Genomic DNA, 15,791 nt, shown 5'->3' on the forward strand with positions numbered 1-15,791 from the left:
GGAAAGTCATGCGCAAACTCCACCGCGTGGCGCTGCCTGCCGTAGCAGTGCTCGCGTTCTCCGGCGTCGCCCTGCCGGCCGACGCCACCACCTCGAGGGTCGTGCTGGACCAGGGCCACGTCGACGTGGTCGGGATCGCCTTCGAGGACGGTGCCTTCAACGTGCACGTCCACGACGACGAGACCGACACCGAGTACGCCCCCTCGGAGGTCCAGCTGGTCGCCAAGCCCGGCTCCGAGATCGCCGTACCCGCCGACCCGCAGTACAGCTTCCTCGGTGCTCCGGGCGCTCGCGCCTGGGTGCTGCCCCAGGTGCAGGACCCCGAGCTGCTCTGGCCCGGGATCGGCTCCGAGGAGGTCACTCCCGGTACCTTCACCCACGACTCGCTGAAGGTCGACGTCGTCGGGGTCAGCGGCCCGGGCCAGCTGAGCATCTTCACCACCGACGCCTTCGGCGCGCCGACCGTCCTGGTCGACAGCGGCAACGGGCTGCCCGACCGGATCAACACCTCGGCCGGCGGTCACCTGCACGCCAACTGGGCGTTCGAGGCGGCCGGCACCTACCAGGTGAAGGTCCGGGTCAGCGGAACGCTGGCGGCGACCGGCAAGAGGGTCACCTCGGCCATCGCCACCTACTGCTTCAAGGTCGGCCAGTGAAGGGCCGGGTGCTCGCCGGCGCTGCCACTGCCGCAGTGCTGACCATGCTCCAGGTCCTGCCGGCTCACGCTCTCACCACCATCTCCCAGGGTCACGTCGACGCCGTGGACGTCGACTGGACCGGCTCCGCACTCACCCTCGACCTCCGCGACGCCACGGTCACCCCGGCGGTCGACCGGGCCCCGGCGGACGTTGTACTGAATGCTGTGTCGGCCAGTAAGACCACGGTGCCGTCGGGATCGGCGTACGCGTTCCTCGGTACGGCGGGCTCGCCGGTGTGGATCCTGCCGCAGACCCAGGCGAGCAACCTCGTCTGGCCTGGCATCAACACCGAAGGCGTACCCAGCGGAGCGCTGCAGGGCAACAACCTGAGCGTCAAGCTGGTCTCCGTTACCGGGCCGGCCCACGTCAGCCTCTTCACCACCAACTCGTTCGGGACGCCGACGGTCTGGTACGACAGCGGCAACGGACTGCCGGACACCCGGACGTTCGCCATCAACACCCACGCCCACGCCAACTGGGCCTTCGAGGCAGCCGGCACCTACACCGTCACCTTCGAAGCCACCGGTACTACGGCCGCCGGCGCCGCGGTGACCACCGGACAGAAGACCTACACCTTCACCGTCCAGCCGTAATCGTCACGTCCGGCCTCTGAGGGGTTGACCCCTCCACGAGCGGGTTGCCCAGCGAGTTTCCGGCTGGGCAACCCACCCTCCGAGGGGTTGACCCCTCAGAGGGTTTCGGGATCTGCGATGGCGACGGTCACGTCGTAAAGTCGAGGGATGAGGATCGTCTCGCTGCTGCCCTCGGCCACCGAGATCTGCTTCGCGCTCGGGGCCGGGGACGACGTCGTGGGCGTGACTTTCGAGTGCGACTATCCGCGCGAGGCACGGGAGCGGCGGATCGTCTCGGCCACCAGCCTCCCCGCGGGCCTGACGCCGGCCGAGATCGACGCGACCGTCCGGGAACGGGTGGCCGCGGGCGAAGACCTCTACAAGCTGGACCGCGATGCCCTGCGCGACCTGTCCCCCGATCTCGTCATCACCCAGGACCTGTGCGCCGTCTGCGCGGTCGACGTGGACGATGTCGAGGAGGCGTTGAGCTACCTCGGCTGCGAGGCGCAGGTGGTGAGCACGGACCCGTACGACCTCGACGGCGTCTTCGACTCGATCGAGCTGATCGGTGACGCGATCGGGCGTCCGGCCGGCCGATTCGCCGAGGACCTGCGCAAGCGGCTGGCGAAGGTCCGGATCCAGGGCAGCATCCGGGTGATGGTGCTGGAGTGGACCGATCCACCGTTCGCGCCCGGCCACTGGATCCCGGAGATGGTCGAGTACGCCGGCGGTTTCCCCGTACTCGGCACGGCCGGACTCCGGTCGGTGCGGACGACCTGGCCCGCCATCGAGGCGGCTAGGCCCGAGGTGATCGTGTCGGCGCCCTGCGGCTTCGACCTCGACGAGGCCAGCCGGCTCACGCAGGACCTGCTCGACCAGGGCTCGCTGCCACGCGCAGTACCGGTCTGGGCTGTGGATGCGAACGGTTGCTTCGCGCGCCCAGGCCCGCGGCTGGTGGACGGCGTCGAGGCGCTGGCGGCTTTGTTGCACGACGGCGCAGTAGACCCCTCCGTGGCCCGCCGCCTCCGCTAGGGTCCCGGGGCCGGGACGCCAGCTCCCGCGACCACGGACAGGCGGCGTACATGAACGAACTTCTCCTCACCATCGCGTCCATCCTGGTCCCGATCGCCGGCTGCATCGCGCTCTACCGGTACTTCGTGACGCGGGCCAAGCGGCGGCTGGCGGCCCGTGCCGCGGCGGCGGTCGAACTGGGCTGGGACTACGGCGACCCGGATCTCGAGCTGGCAGCCGTTGCCGTGGACATCTTCGGCCACTGGGGCGAGGCCCACGTGACCTTCACCGGCGAGCACAACGGCCACTCGTTCCGGCTGTTCGACTACACGTACGTGACCAGGTCGGGCAAGTCGACCAGGATCAACGAGGTGCACATGGTCGTCGTCGACCTGCCGGTCGCCCTGCCCCGCCTGGTGGTGGACAAGGACCAGCCGGTCCTGCGAACGCTGGGCGTGCCGGATCTGGAACTCGAGAGCAACGCCTTCAACAAGAACTTCTGGGTCCAGGGACCCGACGACCGCTTCTCCTCGGCTGTGCTGCACCCGCAGATGATGGAGTGGATGCTGCGGTACCCGGACGTTACCTGGCGGATCGAGAACCACCTGCTGATCTCGCCGGGCAGGGACTACTGGACCATCATCCAGGCTCTGCAGGATCTCGACTGCCTGACCGGCGTCGTAGACCGTCTGCCCCCGTTCGTCCTGACCGACTACGGCAAGCCTATTGACTGAGCTTGGTCCAGACCTGGCGGAGCGCGCGGGCCGCGTCGCCTTCGAGGCCCGCGGCGTCGAGGGTCTCGCCTAGTTCGTCGAACTCGGGGCCCCAACGCCAGGCGACTCGTCGCAGGTTGTCGGGGAGGCCGGGGTCCTTGAGTGCCTCCGCGTCCAGTCGGACGTGTTGGGCGGTCAGCGCGTCCGTGACACCGTGCTTCTCGGCGAGCTGGAACGCCAGGACCGCGAGCGCCGCCTTGCCCTTGTTGTAAAGGGCGTACGCCGCCTTGGCCGCACTGGCGGCACCTACCTCGGCACCCACGACCATCGGCGTCAGGGCCGTCCCGGCCCAGAACTCAGCGACCTGCTGAGCCGCCGATCCCGACAGCATCAGGTGCGTCGGCAACGGTCCGCCCACCGGCGGCGGGCCGAGCACGCCGGCGTCGACGAAGGTTGCGTCTGGCAACGCTTCCTGGGCCTTGCGCAACGAGCTCGGAGACAGTGGATTCGCCTCGATGTAGATGCCGGTGAAGCCGGCTGCTCCCACCCGGGCCGCGACGTCGACCGCGCCTTGGGGTGCGCACGAGCAGAGCACGGCATCGGCCGCGCCGACCGCGTCAGCGAACGGAGTACCGATCAGTCCGGCTGCCTCGGCCCGCTCGACGGAGGCTGGGCTGCGACCTTCCGGGTCCCAGTGGACTTCGTGGCCTGCAGCAACCAGTTGGGCTGCGAGCCGCGAACCCATCGCGCCGGGGTGGAAGACGGCGATGCGCATGTGGCCAGCTCCTTCGGAAGTCAGTTCTGACCAAGATAGGCCAGGACCGCAAGCACCCGCCGGTCATCCTCGGCGTTCGACACCAGGCCGAGCTTGGCCATGATGCTGCCGACATGGGTCTCGACGGTGCGCTCGTTGAGCCAGAGCCGGCGGCCGATCCCGACGTTAGATCGCCGGACTGCTCACCGCGGTACCGATGACGGCCGCCAGCCTCGGTACGGCGTACTGCGCGTGGCGCCGGCTCGGGCAGCGTGCGGGCTAGCGCATGTCGCCGACTGTGCCGGCCGTCAGCGGGCGGGCGGCGGCTTGGTCAGCCGTCAGGCGTGGTCAGCCGTCAGGCGTGGTCAGCCGTCAGGCGTGGTCGGCCGGCGGGTTGGTCAGGTCAGTGCGGCTGACCGGCGGGTTGGTCAGGCGCGGCCGTCGAAGAGTTTGGTGACCGAGCCGTCTTCGAAGACCTCGCGGATCGCCTGGCTGATCAGCGGCGCGATGGTCAGCACGGTGAGCTTGTCGAACTCGCTCTCCTCGGCGATCGGCAGCGTGTTGGTGACGATCACCTCGCTCGCCTGGCAGTTCTTCAGCCGGTCGACCGCCGGGCCGGACAGGATCGCGTGCGTCGCCGCGATCACCACACCCGCGGCGCCGTCGGCCATCAGCGCGTCGGCCGCCTTGGTGATCGTGCCGCCGGTGTCGATCATGTCGTCGACCAGGATGCAGACCCGGTCCTTGACCTCACCGACGACCCGGTTGGCGACCGTCTCGTTCGGCCGGTGGATGTCGCGGGTCTTGTGGATGAAGGCCAGCGGCGCGTTGTCCAGCCGGGCCGACCACTGCTCGGCCACCTTGATCCGGCCGGCGTCCGGGGAGACGACGGCCAGCTGCTGGTCGCCGTACTTGTCCCGCACGTAGTCGGTCAGGATCGGCAGCGCCATCAGGTGGTCCACCGGGCCGTCGAAGAAGCCCTGGATCTGCGAGGTGTGCAGGTCGACGCAGATCAGCCGGTTCGCGCCGGCGGTCTTGAACAGGTCGGCCATCAGCCGGGCCGAGATCGGCTCCCGGCCGCGGTGCTTCTTGTCCTGCCGGGCGTAGCCGTAGAACGGCAGTACGACGGTGATCCGCTTGGCCGACGCCCGCTTCAGCGCGTCGACCATGATCAGCTGCTCCATGATCCACTCGTTGATCGGCGAGGTGTGGCTCTGGATCACGAACGCGTCGCTGCCCCGGACCGACTCCTCGAACCGGACGTAGATCTCGCCGTTGGCGAAGTCGTACGCCGAGGTCGGCACCAGCCCCGATCCGAGCTCCTCGGCGACCTGCTCGGCCAGGGCGGGGTGCGCCCGGCCTGAGAACACCATCAGGTTCTTCTCGGTGGTCCGCTTCATCCCACTCATGGCCATGCCTCCCGTTACGCCTTCTCGCCAGTGTCGCTCTGAGCGCCGCCCGGCGCAGCATCCGAGCCACCGGCCGGTGTCTCGCCGGCCGCCGCGAGTGCCGCCTCGGCGGCCTTCGCCGTCTTCGTCCCGGCCCGCTTGCGCGCGACCCAGCCTCGGATGTTGCGCTGGCGGCCCCGGGCGACCGCGATCTCGCCCGGCCCGACCGGGGCGTCGATCGCACTGCCCGCCGCGATGTAGGCGCCGTCGGCAATGTCCGCCGGCGCGACCAGGACCGAGTTGCTGCCGACGAACGAGTACTTGCCGATCGTCGAGTGGAACTTGTTGACCCCGTCGTAGTTGGCGAAGATCGTGCCGGCGCCGATGTTGGCGCCCTCACCGATCGTCGCGTCCCCGGCGTAGGTGAGGTGCGGGACCTTGGCGCCGTCCGCGATCGCGGCGTTCTTGGTCTCCACGAAGGTGCCGATCTTGCCCTTGACGCCCAGCGTCGTACCGGGCCGCAGGTAGGCGAACGGACCGACCGTCGCCTGGGCGCCGATCACCGCGCCCGAGCCGTGGCACCGGATGATCGAGGCGCCCTCGCCGACCTCGACGTCGGTCAGCGTGGTGTCCGGGCCGATCGTGGCGCCGGTGGCGACCTTGGTGGCACCGTGCAGCTGGGTGTTCGGCAGCAGGGTGACGTCGCGGTCGAGGGTGACGGTGGAGTCGACCCAGGTGGTGTTCGGGTCGACCACGGTGACGCCGGCCCGCATCAGGCCGTCGAGCGTGCGCCGGTTGAGCTCGGCGCGGAGCGTGGCCAGCTGGACGCGGTCGTTCACGCCCTCGGTCTGCATCGCGTCCTCGGTGACGTACGCGCCGACCCGCTTGCCGTCGCTCTTGGCGATCGCGAGTACGTCGGTCAGGTACAGCTCGCCCTGGGCGTTGTCGGTGGTGATCCGGGTCAGCCCGTCGCGCAGGGTGGCCGCGTCGAAGGCGTAGATCCCGGCGTTGATCTCGTCGATCTGGCGCTGCTCGGGCGTCGCGTCCTTGTGCTCCACGATGCCGGCGACACTGCCGTCCTCACCCGGGATGATCCGGCCGTAGCCGGTCGGGTCGGGCACCCGCGCGGTCAGCACGGTGACCGCGTTGCCGCTGCGCTCGTGCTCGGCGACGAGCTCCTGGAGCGTCTCGGCCGCGAGCAGCGGAACGTCACCCGACGTGACGATCACGGCGCCATCGAAATCAGCCGGTACTGCGCTCAGGCCCGAGCGGACCGCGTCGCCGGTGCCCAGCTGCTGCTCCTGGACGGCGGTGCGGGCGTCGGGGTCGATCTCGGCCAGGTGGGCCTCGACCAGCTCGCGGCCGGTACCGACCACGACGACCAGGTGCTCAGGTGCCAGCGCACGGGCGGTGACCACCGCGTGCCCGACGAGACTGCGCCCGCCGATCTCGTGCAGCACCTTGGGGGTGGCGGATTTCATCCGGGTCCCCTGCCCGGCGGCCATGATGATGACAGAGGCAGGACGGTGGGAGGTCACGCGGTTTTCTCCTCGAGTTCCCGGCGAGTTCGGCTGGAACGACTGTCACGGACACTCGGAACGGTGCCTTAGCAAGCCTACTGGCTCAGCGCGCGGTCCCACGCACGGCCTCCACCAGCCGCGCTGGCGTGAACCCGGTGTATTCCTGCATCAGCCGCTCCCTGGCAGCGTCGTTGTAGCCCCGACGAGCGACCTGACGGTAGTACTCCGTGACCCGTTTCACTCCCGCTTCCGAGACCAAACGCTCCACCGCCAGCCAACTGACCCCCTCGGCTGCCCGTCCAGCGGGCCCGTCGCCTCCACCTCGGACGCCCCCTGCGCCAACTGCAGCGGTACCGGCTCCACGTCCTCCCGCGACTCCGCCGTCGGCACCTTCCCCAGCCACCCCGGCGCCACCTCCACCGGCGACTCCCTCGCCACCCCCGCCGGTACCGGCGCCACCTCCGCCGGCGGTCCCGCCGCCGGCACCTCCGGTGAACTCGTCATCACTGGGCAGCCTGGTGAGGCGCGTGAGCTCTTGCTGGGTGATGGCGGCCCGCATTTTGGCTCGCTGCGCAGCCGGCAACCGCAGGTTCCCGGCGTACTGCGCCATGCCCTCAGACAACCAGCGGGGCGCTCCGTCGCCGAGTCTGACCGGCAGGAGATGCATGAGCACATGACTCCACTGGGCCGTGGTCAGCGCGGGTTGCCGGAGTACCAGCCAGCCACCAGCCGGCTGGATCGAATCGCTCGCCGGGCTCGGCATCGCTCGCACCTGAGCCGGTTCGTCGCCGGGAATCGTCGGCGGGAGCTCGGTCAAGACCTGCGGCTCGCGCAGCGCCACGACGTACGGGACTGTCTGTAGCTGCCCAGGCCAGATCTTGCGGATCTCCCGAGCCCCCGCAACCGTCTCGTCGGCGAGACGCACGGCACGCTGGAGCTGACCTTGGTTCGCGATCACGACCACATTGACCCTGCGGACCACCGCGACAGGACCGAAGTCCCAGGGCTGACGGTTGGAGCCGATGGCCCGGTCGAGGTCGCGATCGGAGACGAGCAGCAGGCGGCCTTTGCGGAAAGAGTAGGTGTAGCCGACGTCCGTGGCCGCTTGACCGAGGCGGCTGCCGCGGAGGAGATATCGCATGCTGACGCGGAAGGTCGTGGTCTCCGTGCCGAACTTGTCCCAGGGCTCGGCGCGACGGTAGGTCACGCTCACGCCAATGGCCTGGAGATTGCGGAACAACTGCGCCTGCCTGGGCCGCAACGCGGGCGCAACATCCTGCAGGAAAAGCGCAAGGTTGCCAGTCCGGACGGCGACGCCGCGACGAGCCAGACTCGCATCCACAGCATTAGCCAGTCGCGGATCAACGTCACCGGTCGCACTGGGCCGCACATCGCGCAAGGTGACCCCGCGAGCAGCATCACTAGTCAACCGAACAGTGCTCTCCGTCGGCGAAATCGCCAACCACAACCCAGCCGCAACCACGAGGGCCGCAATCGCCGGCCTCAACAACTCCCGCACCCCGTCACCTACTCGATATAGCCAGTGACCGGATCAACCTGATCCAAAAACCCCCGAATCGACTCCTCCAGCGCGGCCGCGGTGCGATCCGACCCGTCTGAGCTAGCCGAGCTGAAGCCATAACCAGGGTTGGGCCCAGACAGCCAGGTGAAGTCGTACTGCCCCGGCGTCTCAGGGCGCGCGACTACCTCAAACCGCTCCCCATCCACCTCGACCTCGAACCGCCCCGACCCTTCGCCGACCGCCATGCCCACCCTCCGTCAACATCCGACCGGCAGAGTACAACGGCCTAGCACCTACCCACACCCGTGCTCTTGTCGCCGCCTGGAGCGTTGCGCCACCCGAACCTAGTTGCGGTGCAGGCATTTGGGTCCACCTGGCCTGGCGTCGATCGGGTAACCGCCCGCCCGCACCTGTCCCCATGCCGCGGCAGCGCCTCATCCCCAGCCTGGCCGGATGGGAGTGCAGGCCCATACGTCTCAGCCTCGGACCGCGTCGGTCGACGCCGGACGCCTGACGTGTTTCGCGGACCGGCCGCACTCACAAACCTCGTCCAGCCATCCCGGTCAGGCGTGGATGGGCATGGTCTCGCGCTGTGCAGAGCAGTTTGTGAGTGTTGGCGGTTCGGTTCCCACCAGCTGTACGGCTCAGCGGTTGTCGCCACTGCCGCCAAGCATTGCCCGGTCCTGCCGATCGGCAAGCTTCGCGATGTTGAGTCGGGCAACGTCATCGAGCGAAATGCCGAAGTAGTCCGCGATCACCGCGACGTACCAGAGCGTGTCCCCGAGCTCCTTGCTGAGATCTTCGATATCCCACTGCGAGAAGTCACTGTCCTTGTCCCGCACGATCTTCTTGGCCTTCTCAGCGATCTCACCTGTCTCGCCGACCAGCCCGAGCAGCAGATGAAACACCTCGTTGAACTTCTCCTTCGGCGCAGCCGTCCGAAGCGCCGCTCGTTGATACTCATCCAATTCCATGCCGAAACCATAAACAGAACACGAACGCCACCACCGAGCCGCAGCGAAGCCATGCCCGATCCGAAGCACCGCTCCACCGCGGCCAGCCGCTACCGCCGGCCTAAGCGGCACCACGGGCTATCCCAGACCGCGCGCTTCGACGAGGGAGGCCACCCGCGTACGCGGCGGCTCATGGCAACCAGCCACCCACGCTGCTGAGCAACCACCTCAGCCTGACCAGGGCGTACGACGCACCGCGGGCCGGATGACCAGTCTCTTGCCGACTTCAGCGACCAGGTGCTGTTGGCGATCCACAAACCCGACAACATCGGGAGCCAGCCAGGCCAACCGGCCGCCCCCTGCCCGCATCCTGGGTAGCCAGCAGTGTTGTCCTCCGCGCCGTCCCGCGGCGCTGCCCGCGGGTTGGCAGCGGCGATGTCCCGCGACGCTGTCCCCGCACCGCTGCCCGCGGGTTGGCAGCGGCGTTGTCCCGCCGCGCTGTCTCCCCAGCGCTGCCCGCGGATTGGCGGCGGCGCTGTCCCCGAAGCGCTGCGCGCGGGTTGGCGGCGGCGTTCTCCCGCGGCAGAGCTGGCGTCGAGAGCTCGGCTCGTACTGCGCTCTGCTGCTCGTGGAATGCTGCTGCGGTCATCGGGCTGCGGTCATCGGCCTGCGGTCATCGAGCGTGCGATGACGTGCTTTTGCGCGCCCCCCTGCCCGTGGCCGATGGGGGTTTCGGGCGGCGGCCTGAGAACCGCCGCCCGGCGCGGTGGCTACTACGGCCCGGCGGAAGGGGGTGCCGCCGTCGCCCCACGGATCGAGGAGTGCGACAGCTTCGGGAGTCAGCCAGGGCAAGGCGCCGCCGCCTGGCTGCGGACCGGGCCCCGAGCTGCTCTGCGGACTCAGCTGCGGACTGGGCTCCGGGCTGACCCGCCGGCTGATCTGCCGGTCGGGTTGTCCGGTGAGGCTGGTGCCCGGGAGCCGGTTGGGGTGCTCGTGGTTCGGGGTGACGTTGGGGTGCTCGTGGGGCGTGGTGATGCTGGGGTGTTCGTGGTGGGGGTTGACGCTGACCTGTCGGCCGGAGGTCGAGGTGTACCTGGACAGGTCGGTGAGGTTGGCGAGATCCGCGGCGGTGGTGGTGCCGGGGCTGGTCCAGGTGGGCCGGGTTACGTGGACGACGCCGCCGGTGATGGTGATGGCCCACTGGCCGGAGTGCACGGCGCGGTGGTGACCGGCGCACAGCAGCACCAGATTGGCGATCGAGGTCGGGCCGCCGTCGATCCAGTGGATGAGGTGGTGGGCGTGGCACTGCCACGGCGGCGCCTTGCAGACCACGCAGCCCTTGTCCCGCCTCATCAGCGCGCGCCGGATCGGCCGGGTCACGAAGCGTTGTTCGGTGCCGACGTCGAGCGGTTGGGAGTCCGAGCCGAGCACGATCGGCAGGATGGCAGCGTCGCAGGCGAGGCGCCGGATCGCGGAGGCGGACAGGTTGTCGCCGTAAACCAGTTCGCCGACGGCGTGGGCGGTGGCGGTGCGGAGGTCGTCGAAGTCGATGGTGATGGTGATGTGCGGGACGCCCGGGGCGTGCGAGCCGTTCGAGGTGGCCGGGTCGTTGTCGGTGCGGGGTGTGTTGGCCGCGGCGAGGTCCAGGATCAAGCTCAACGCGTCGGCCTGGCGCTTGTCGTGCGGGCGCGGGTCCAGCTCACCGTCGACGGTGCGGTGAGGCTTGGACAACCGGTTGATCTGGGTGCGGAACTGTTCGGCGTTCTCGCCCGCGAGGTAGCCGGTGAACTTCACGCCGCCGTCGGCCCGGTGCAAGGTAAGAGTTTCCTTGGCGGCGGCGTCGTGTTCGGCGGGTTCGGGGCCGTCGGTGTCCAGCCGGGCCAGGACTTCGCGGCCGAAACCCAGGAGCCCGTCGGGAGTGAGCAGCTGGGAGGCTTCGATCATCTGCTCCTCGGCCACCCGCAACAACTCGACCGGGACCGACGCTGGGGCTTTCTTCAAGGTGGTGATGATCGCTTCGGCCTGGCCCGGGTTCAACACCAGGCCCAGTGCCGGGGCGTCGGCGGTGGTGGGTGTCGGGTCGGCGGGTGCTGCCGGGTCGGGCAGGGCGGCGGTGACGGCGGTGTAGCTGGGGAGGGCCTCGGCGGTCGTGAGGTCTCGCTTGATCTCGCGGCGGTTGCGATGGTGACGCAGCGACAAGAACTCGATGGTGTCGCGGGCACCGTGTTGGGCCGCGAGGCCGCGCTGGTCGAAGTCGGCGACCAACTGCAGGCGGTACGTGGTCAAGGTGGAGAGGGCAGCGTCCACGGCGTCGAGGGTGGACAGCAGGTCGCTGTCGCCGAGTCTCGATGGTGGGAGTAGCTGCGTGGTCTCCATGCAGAAGACTCTAGACACCGCCACCGACAGTTTCCGTGCCCAGACCGCCTTGTAGATAAGGGAAAGCGCGTTTGGCAGGAAGTGGCCATGTTGTACACAAGGAGGTCAATCCTGTGGACGACGGCGTGATGTTGCGTGGGGCAACATGTGAACTACTCACCACCTCGACGAAGTGCGGCGATGGTCTCTTGGTTGCGATGGCGGGGCGACCGGATATTCCTGGGCGTTGGCCACGTCGTAGTGGCCAGCCGCCCGGGGAATCCGGCCGACCAAGGAACCAGCCAAGCTGCGCGTGATGGTCGCCGGCGTACTCAGGCGGCCGCCTGACGAGCCCTCAGCGGTCCCTAGGAGCCACGATCACCCCGTCCCTGGTGGTCGTGCTCTTGTCTTCCGTTTGTGCGTCAGTGCTCCGTACGACCTTGCCGACCATGCCGCCTGCTGCGAATCTCGCCAGAGGAGGGGATGATTTTCATGAGGAAGTTCGTAGCGACAATTGGCAGCATTGCAGTGGTTGCCATGCTGGCTAGCTGCAGCGGGGAGGAGCCACCCTCAAACGGGCCGGGCGATACGGCGGCGTGCAAGGCAGCAATGAAGGCCGACTATGGCAAGGCGCTGGCGACACCTGGTGGCCCAACAGCGAGCCGTCCCACAGCCTGCAACGGCATTGATGATGCGACAGCGCAAAGGCTCGCGGGTGAAGTAATGAGCGAGGTCACGCCAGCGCCGCCAACGCCGACGCCAACCTCAACGCCGACGCCGAAGGTCCTGACCATCGCGCAGGCAGGCAAAGTCTATTTGGCTGCGGTGGAACCGAGGAATGTCACCAGTGAGAAGTTCGCCAAAGATTACGACGCAGGCGCATCGGCAAAGGCACTACGGGCCGACGCCGTCAAGGGACTGAAGACCGAGCGTCATTTCTTGGAGGTGCTGGACCGTACATTGTGGCCAGAGGTGGTTGCCGCGAATGTGGCAAACCTGATTGACTGCCAAGGCCAGCTTGTGAGTTGGTTCAGCGCAAACACGCGCATCACGAAGCGCTCACAGATCACCGGCGCGCCGGATTGTGGCACAGGGGATGCTCAGATCGTTAGGGCGCGCCTAGGCTTGCCTCCCGCCTGACCAAGGCGCGGCCGGCGCACCAAGCTCGTTGACTCCCTTAGACCGGAACTGGGGACCAACTGATATCGGGCCGAGGTGTGGGCGCTGACCGCTTTGCTGGTCAGGCAGGGGTGTCGATGAGTTCGCGGATCATGTCGGCGTGGCCGGCGTGCTGGGCTGTTTCGGTGAGCATTCTGATCAGCAGGACCCCCAACGTGGTCGTCTGCTGATCCTCGGGCCAGTGGGCTACGTGGCCGGGGCTGTCCAGGGTGAGGGTGCCGACGGTGGTGTCCGAGTGGGCGCAGGCCTGGCGGTACACGCCGATGATGTAGTCGGTCGACTCGTTCGGCTCGGCCCACATGTCGATCTCGTCGTACGGGTCGTCGCGGAACCAGGTCGGGCGCTCGGGCGCTGGACGACCGAACGATTCGCCGAGATACCCGTACTCCAGGCCGGCCAGGTGTTTGACTAGCCCGAGCAGGTTGGTACCGGTCGGTGTCAGCGGGCGGCGGCGGTCGTACTCCGGCAGCCCGTCCAGCTTGGCGAGCATGATCGCCCGGCTGCTCTGCAAGGTCCGCAAGAGCTCGAGCTTGAGGTCCGGCACCTGTTCAGTCGTCTTCGGAGCGGAAGGAATCGACGGCCCGCTCGCGGAGCATGTCGAGTTGGATGGTCAGGATGCCGATCACCTCTTCGACGTTCATTCCCTCGGTCTCGCGAAACGCCCAGCTCGGATGGCCCTCGTCGTCCAGACACTTGACCAGTACGACGCCTTCCAGGGCAGTCCAGCCCGGAAGCAGCGGCGGCACGCGGAAGCCGTCGCCGAGTACCTGGGCGAGAGGGAGTCCGTATTCAGTCGACATAACCCCCATCCTCTCCCGCATCCCAGATCGGGGCGAACATCTTGCGGCGGTTCTGTCGTATCCGCCCGGCGCCGTTCGTAGCGTAGGTGGAGGCGGACAGCGGGTCCGCCCGAGCCGAAGGAGCAGACATGCCCGAGTACCTCATCTACTTCAACCAGCAGTGGGTGGGTGACCACACCGAGCAATGGTTCGCCGGACGCGGCCCCCGCGCCATGGCCGTCGTGAACGAGATGAAGGAAGCCGGCGTCTACGTCTTCGCCGGCGGCCTCGAGGAAGAAGACGGCCCGATCTACAACGCCGACCCCACGTCCGGCGAGATCCTCATCACCGACGGCCCGTACGTCGAAACCAAGGAGTTCCTGGGCGGATTCGCTCTGGTAGACGTCCCCGACGACGAAACCGCCAAACACTGGGCCGCCAAAGTAGCCGAAGCCTGCGGCTGGCCCCACGAAGTCCGCCGCTTCAAACCCCGCCCCCAAACCAAGTAGGGCCAGGTCAGCCTGCCGACCTGGGATTCAGGTTTCGCACCACCCGTGCTCCTGTTGGAGCAGGTCGGCAAGCTTGGCATCCACCCAGGTCGGAGTTTGCCCCACAGCCGTCCACACCCTGTTAGCAAAAGCGTTAGCAAGATCGACCCGAAGGAGCAGACCATGCCGGGTCCGGCAGGCGGGACTCTTGTCCACATCAACCCGATTTTGAACGTCTCCGACCTGCAAGTCAGCCTCAAGTTCTACACAGAGGTTCTCGACTTCGAGCTTCTTGCCACCTTCGGAGATCCAGCCGACTTCGGCATCATCCGCTGGGATGAACACGAGATCTATCTCTGCGTGGGCGGCCAGGGACAGCCCGGCACATGGCTCGCGCTGTTCGTCACCGAACCCGCCGCGCTGTACGACCGCCTCATCACCAAGGATGCCAAGATCCTGGTGCCCTACGCGGGTGACGATGCAGAATTTCGTGTCGCCGATCCGGACGGCCATGTACTCCGAGTGTTCTCAGGCTCGCCGGAGGAGTAGCCGAGCTGTCCCCGACCTTGCGGACAACGGCGGAGGACGGCAGCCAGCGCATCGGTGGTTGCAGGGGGCGGCGCGCGTCGACCCTGCCGACGCACCGCGAGCCAGACGCCCAAACGCCCCACCCCGGCCACCTGGTTCGGGTGGGCACAACGCTCTAGCTGTGATGTCCAGGGAGGTTGGCCCGCCTTGTGGCGGTGAGTCGGTGTGACAGGTGAAGGCCTCCGGTTGTGAAGTGGAGCTGTCTAAGGAACCGCTTCACCAAACCGGAGGCCTTCGTGTCCCACGTTAACGCGACTCTGACCCCACGCACCCGGCTACGGCTGGCGCGTCTGATCGTCGATCAGGGCTGGACCTACGCCGCGGCGGCGAAAATGTTCATGGTTGCCGCCAAGACGGCGCGCAAGTGGGCCGAGCGGTACCGGGCCGAAGGGGCCGCTGGGATGGCTGACCGCAGCTCCCGCCCACACCACAGCCCCGCCAAGACACCGCCGCATCTGGTACGCCGGATCGTGCGACTGCGCTGGCGCCACCGGCTCGGCCCGGTCCAGATCGCCGGCCGGCTCGGCGTCGCGGCCTCGACCGTGCACGCCGTACTGGTCCGCTGCCGGGTCAACCGCCTGTCCCGCGTCGACCGGGTCACCGGCGAACCGCTGCGCCGCTACGAACACGACCACCCCGGCTCGCTGATACACGTCGATGTCACCAAGTTCGCCAACATCCCCGACGGCGGAGGCCACCGCTTCGTCGGCCGCCAGCAGGGCTACCAAAATCAGCTCGCCACACCCGGCCTGCCCAAGGGCAAGGACTACAAACCCCGCACCGGCAAAGCCTTCCTGCACACCGTCATCGACGACCACTCCCGCGTCGCCTACGCCGAGATCCACACCGACGAGAAAGCCGACACCGCCGCCGGAGTACTCCAGCGGGCCGTCGCCTGGTACGCCGACCACGGCGTCACCGTCGAACGCGTCCTGTCCGACAACGGGTCCTGCTACCGCTCATTCGCCTGGCGCGACACCTGCGCAGCACTCGGCATCACCCCGAAACGGACCCGGCCCTACCGGCCACAAACCAACGGCAAGATCGAACGCTTCCACCGCACCCTGGCCGACGGCTGGGCCTACGCCCGGTTCTACACCTCAACCGACCAACGCAACACAGCCCTGCCCGGCTGGCTCCACTTCTACAATCATCACCGAGCCCACTCCGCAATCGGCGGCAGGCCACCAGTCAGCCGACTGACCAACGTCCCTGGACATCACATCTAGCCCCGCGACACGAGTACGAGTGGGTGCGAAGTACAGGAAACC

General features: G+C 68.1%; 18 protein-coding genes. 8 read left to right on the forward strand and 10 right to left on the reverse strand.

Annotated elements, in window-relative coordinates; all coding sequences use genetic code 11:
* Positions 1-8 precede the first annotated feature (8 nt).
* The 4 genes from ACQPYM_RS33930 (at position 9) to ACQPYM_RS33945 (ending at position 3,015) form a co-directional block, all read left to right on the forward strand.
* Positions 9-656, forward strand: a complete 648-nt coding sequence (locus tag ACQPYM_RS33930; protein ID WP_433008731.1) for a choice-of-anchor M domain-containing protein — start codon at positions 9-11, stop codon at positions 654-656.
* A complete protein-coding gene (locus tag ACQPYM_RS33935) occupies positions 653-1,291 on the forward strand; it encodes a choice-of-anchor M domain-containing protein (RefSeq protein ID WP_433008734.1) in 639 nt (212 codons plus the stop codon). Before ACQPYM_RS33930 ends, ACQPYM_RS33935 begins: the two co-directional genes overlap by 4 nt.
* A gap of 147 nt (positions 1,292-1,438) precedes the next feature.
* Positions 1,439-2,302: a cobalamin-binding protein gene (locus ACQPYM_RS33940; protein ID WP_433008737.1), complete on the forward strand. Its 864-nt coding sequence runs from the start codon at positions 1,439-1,441 to the stop codon at positions 2,300-2,302.
* Positions 2,303-2,352: 50 nt separating this feature from the next.
* Positions 2,353-3,015, forward strand: coding sequence for a hypothetical protein (locus ACQPYM_RS33945; protein ID WP_433008740.1), 663 nt, complete (start codon positions 2,353-2,355; stop codon positions 3,013-3,015).
* Here ACQPYM_RS33945 and ACQPYM_RS33950 read toward each other — a convergent pair.
* From ACQPYM_RS33950 to ACQPYM_RS33985, 8 genes are all read right to left on the reverse strand, one after another.
* Complete coding sequence (locus ACQPYM_RS33950; RefSeq protein WP_433008743.1) at positions 3,005-3,769, reverse strand: DUF1932 domain-containing protein; 765 nt, start codon at positions 3,767-3,769, stop codon at positions 3,005-3,007. The genes ACQPYM_RS33945 and ACQPYM_RS33950 overlap by 11 nt on opposite strands.
* Positions 3,770-3,789: 20 nt before the next feature.
* Positions 3,790-3,927: a LuxR C-terminal-related transcriptional regulator gene (locus ACQPYM_RS33955; RefSeq protein WP_433023444.1), complete on the reverse strand. Its 138-nt coding sequence runs from the start codon at positions 3,925-3,927 to the stop codon at positions 3,790-3,792.
* 249 nt (positions 3,928-4,176) lie between these two features.
* Positions 4,177-5,157 (reverse strand): ribose-phosphate diphosphokinase, encoded by a 981-nt coding sequence (locus ACQPYM_RS33960; protein ID WP_433008746.1) that lies wholly within the window; start codon positions 5,155-5,157, stop codon positions 4,177-4,179.
* A gap of 14 nt (positions 5,158-5,171) precedes the next feature.
* The gene (glmU, locus tag ACQPYM_RS33965; RefSeq protein WP_433008749.1) at positions 5,172-6,674 is read right to left on the reverse strand and encodes a bifunctional UDP-N-acetylglucosamine diphosphorylase/glucosamine-1-phosphate N-acetyltransferase GlmU; all 1,503 of its coding nucleotides are present in this window, start codon (positions 6,672-6,674) and stop codon (positions 5,172-5,174) included.
* 85 nt (positions 6,675-6,759) lie between these two features.
* A complete protein-coding gene (locus ACQPYM_RS33970; protein WP_433008751.1) occupies positions 6,760-7,869 on the reverse strand; it encodes a hypothetical protein in 1,110 nt (369 codons plus the stop codon).
* Positions 7,870-8,183: 314 nt separating this feature from the next.
* Positions 8,184-8,423 carry a hypothetical protein gene (locus ACQPYM_RS33975; protein WP_433008754.1) on the reverse strand — a complete coding sequence of 80 codons (240 nt, stop codon included), beginning with the start codon at positions 8,421-8,423 and terminating at the stop codon, positions 8,184-8,186.
* Positions 8,424-8,822: 399 nt separating this feature from the next.
* A complete protein-coding gene (locus ACQPYM_RS33980) occupies positions 8,823-9,152 on the reverse strand; it encodes a nucleoside triphosphate pyrophosphohydrolase family protein (protein ID WP_433008757.1) in 330 nt (109 codons plus the stop codon).
* 624 nt (positions 9,153-9,776) lie between these two features.
* Positions 9,777-11,507 (reverse strand): DUF222 domain-containing protein, encoded by a 1,731-nt coding sequence (locus ACQPYM_RS33985; RefSeq protein WP_433008760.1) that lies wholly within the window; start codon positions 11,505-11,507, stop codon positions 9,777-9,779.
* A 471-nt stretch (positions 11,508-11,978) separates the two neighbouring features.
* Between ACQPYM_RS33985 and ACQPYM_RS33990 the strand changes: the two genes are divergently transcribed.
* Positions 11,979-12,626, forward strand: coding sequence for a hypothetical protein (locus ACQPYM_RS33990; protein WP_433008763.1), 648 nt, complete (start codon positions 11,979-11,981; stop codon positions 12,624-12,626).
* 100 nt (positions 12,627-12,726) lie between these two features.
* On the opposite strand, the gene ACQPYM_RS33995 is transcribed toward ACQPYM_RS33990, so the two are convergent.
* Positions 12,727-13,209: a DinB family protein gene (locus ACQPYM_RS33995; protein ID WP_433008766.1), complete on the reverse strand. Its 483-nt coding sequence runs from the start codon at positions 13,207-13,209 to the stop codon at positions 12,727-12,729.
* Positions 13,210-13,213: 4 nt separating this feature from the next.
* Positions 13,214-13,465 carry a hypothetical protein gene (locus tag ACQPYM_RS34000; protein WP_433008769.1) on the reverse strand — a complete coding sequence of 84 codons (252 nt, stop codon included), beginning with the start codon at positions 13,463-13,465 and terminating at the stop codon, positions 13,214-13,216.
* 128 nt (positions 13,466-13,593) lie between these two features.
* Here ACQPYM_RS34000 and ACQPYM_RS34005 point away from each other — a divergent pair, with 128 nt between their 5' ends.
* The 3 genes from ACQPYM_RS34005 to ACQPYM_RS34015 all read left to right on the forward strand — a co-directional run bounded on the left by ACQPYM_RS34005 (position 13,594) and on the right by ACQPYM_RS34015 (position 15,749).
* Entirely contained in the window at positions 13,594-13,953 is a 360-nt protein-coding gene (locus tag ACQPYM_RS34005; protein ID WP_433008772.1) for a YciI family protein, read from the forward strand.
* A gap of 162 nt (positions 13,954-14,115) precedes the next feature.
* Positions 14,116-14,481 carry a VOC family protein gene (locus tag ACQPYM_RS34010; protein WP_433008775.1) on the forward strand — a complete coding sequence of 122 codons (366 nt, stop codon included), beginning with the start codon at positions 14,116-14,118 and terminating at the stop codon, positions 14,479-14,481.
* A gap of 275 nt (positions 14,482-14,756) precedes the next feature.
* Entirely contained in the window at positions 14,757-15,749 is a 993-nt protein-coding gene (locus ACQPYM_RS34015) for an IS481 family transposase (RefSeq protein ID WP_433008778.1), read from the forward strand.
* Positions 15,750-15,791: the final 42 nt, after the last annotated feature.

Origin of the sequence: Kribbella sp. CA-294648 (genome assembly GCF_050943845.1) — a bacterium.
Lineage (GTDB): Bacteria > Actinomycetota > Actinomycetes > Propionibacteriales > Kribbellaceae > Kribbella.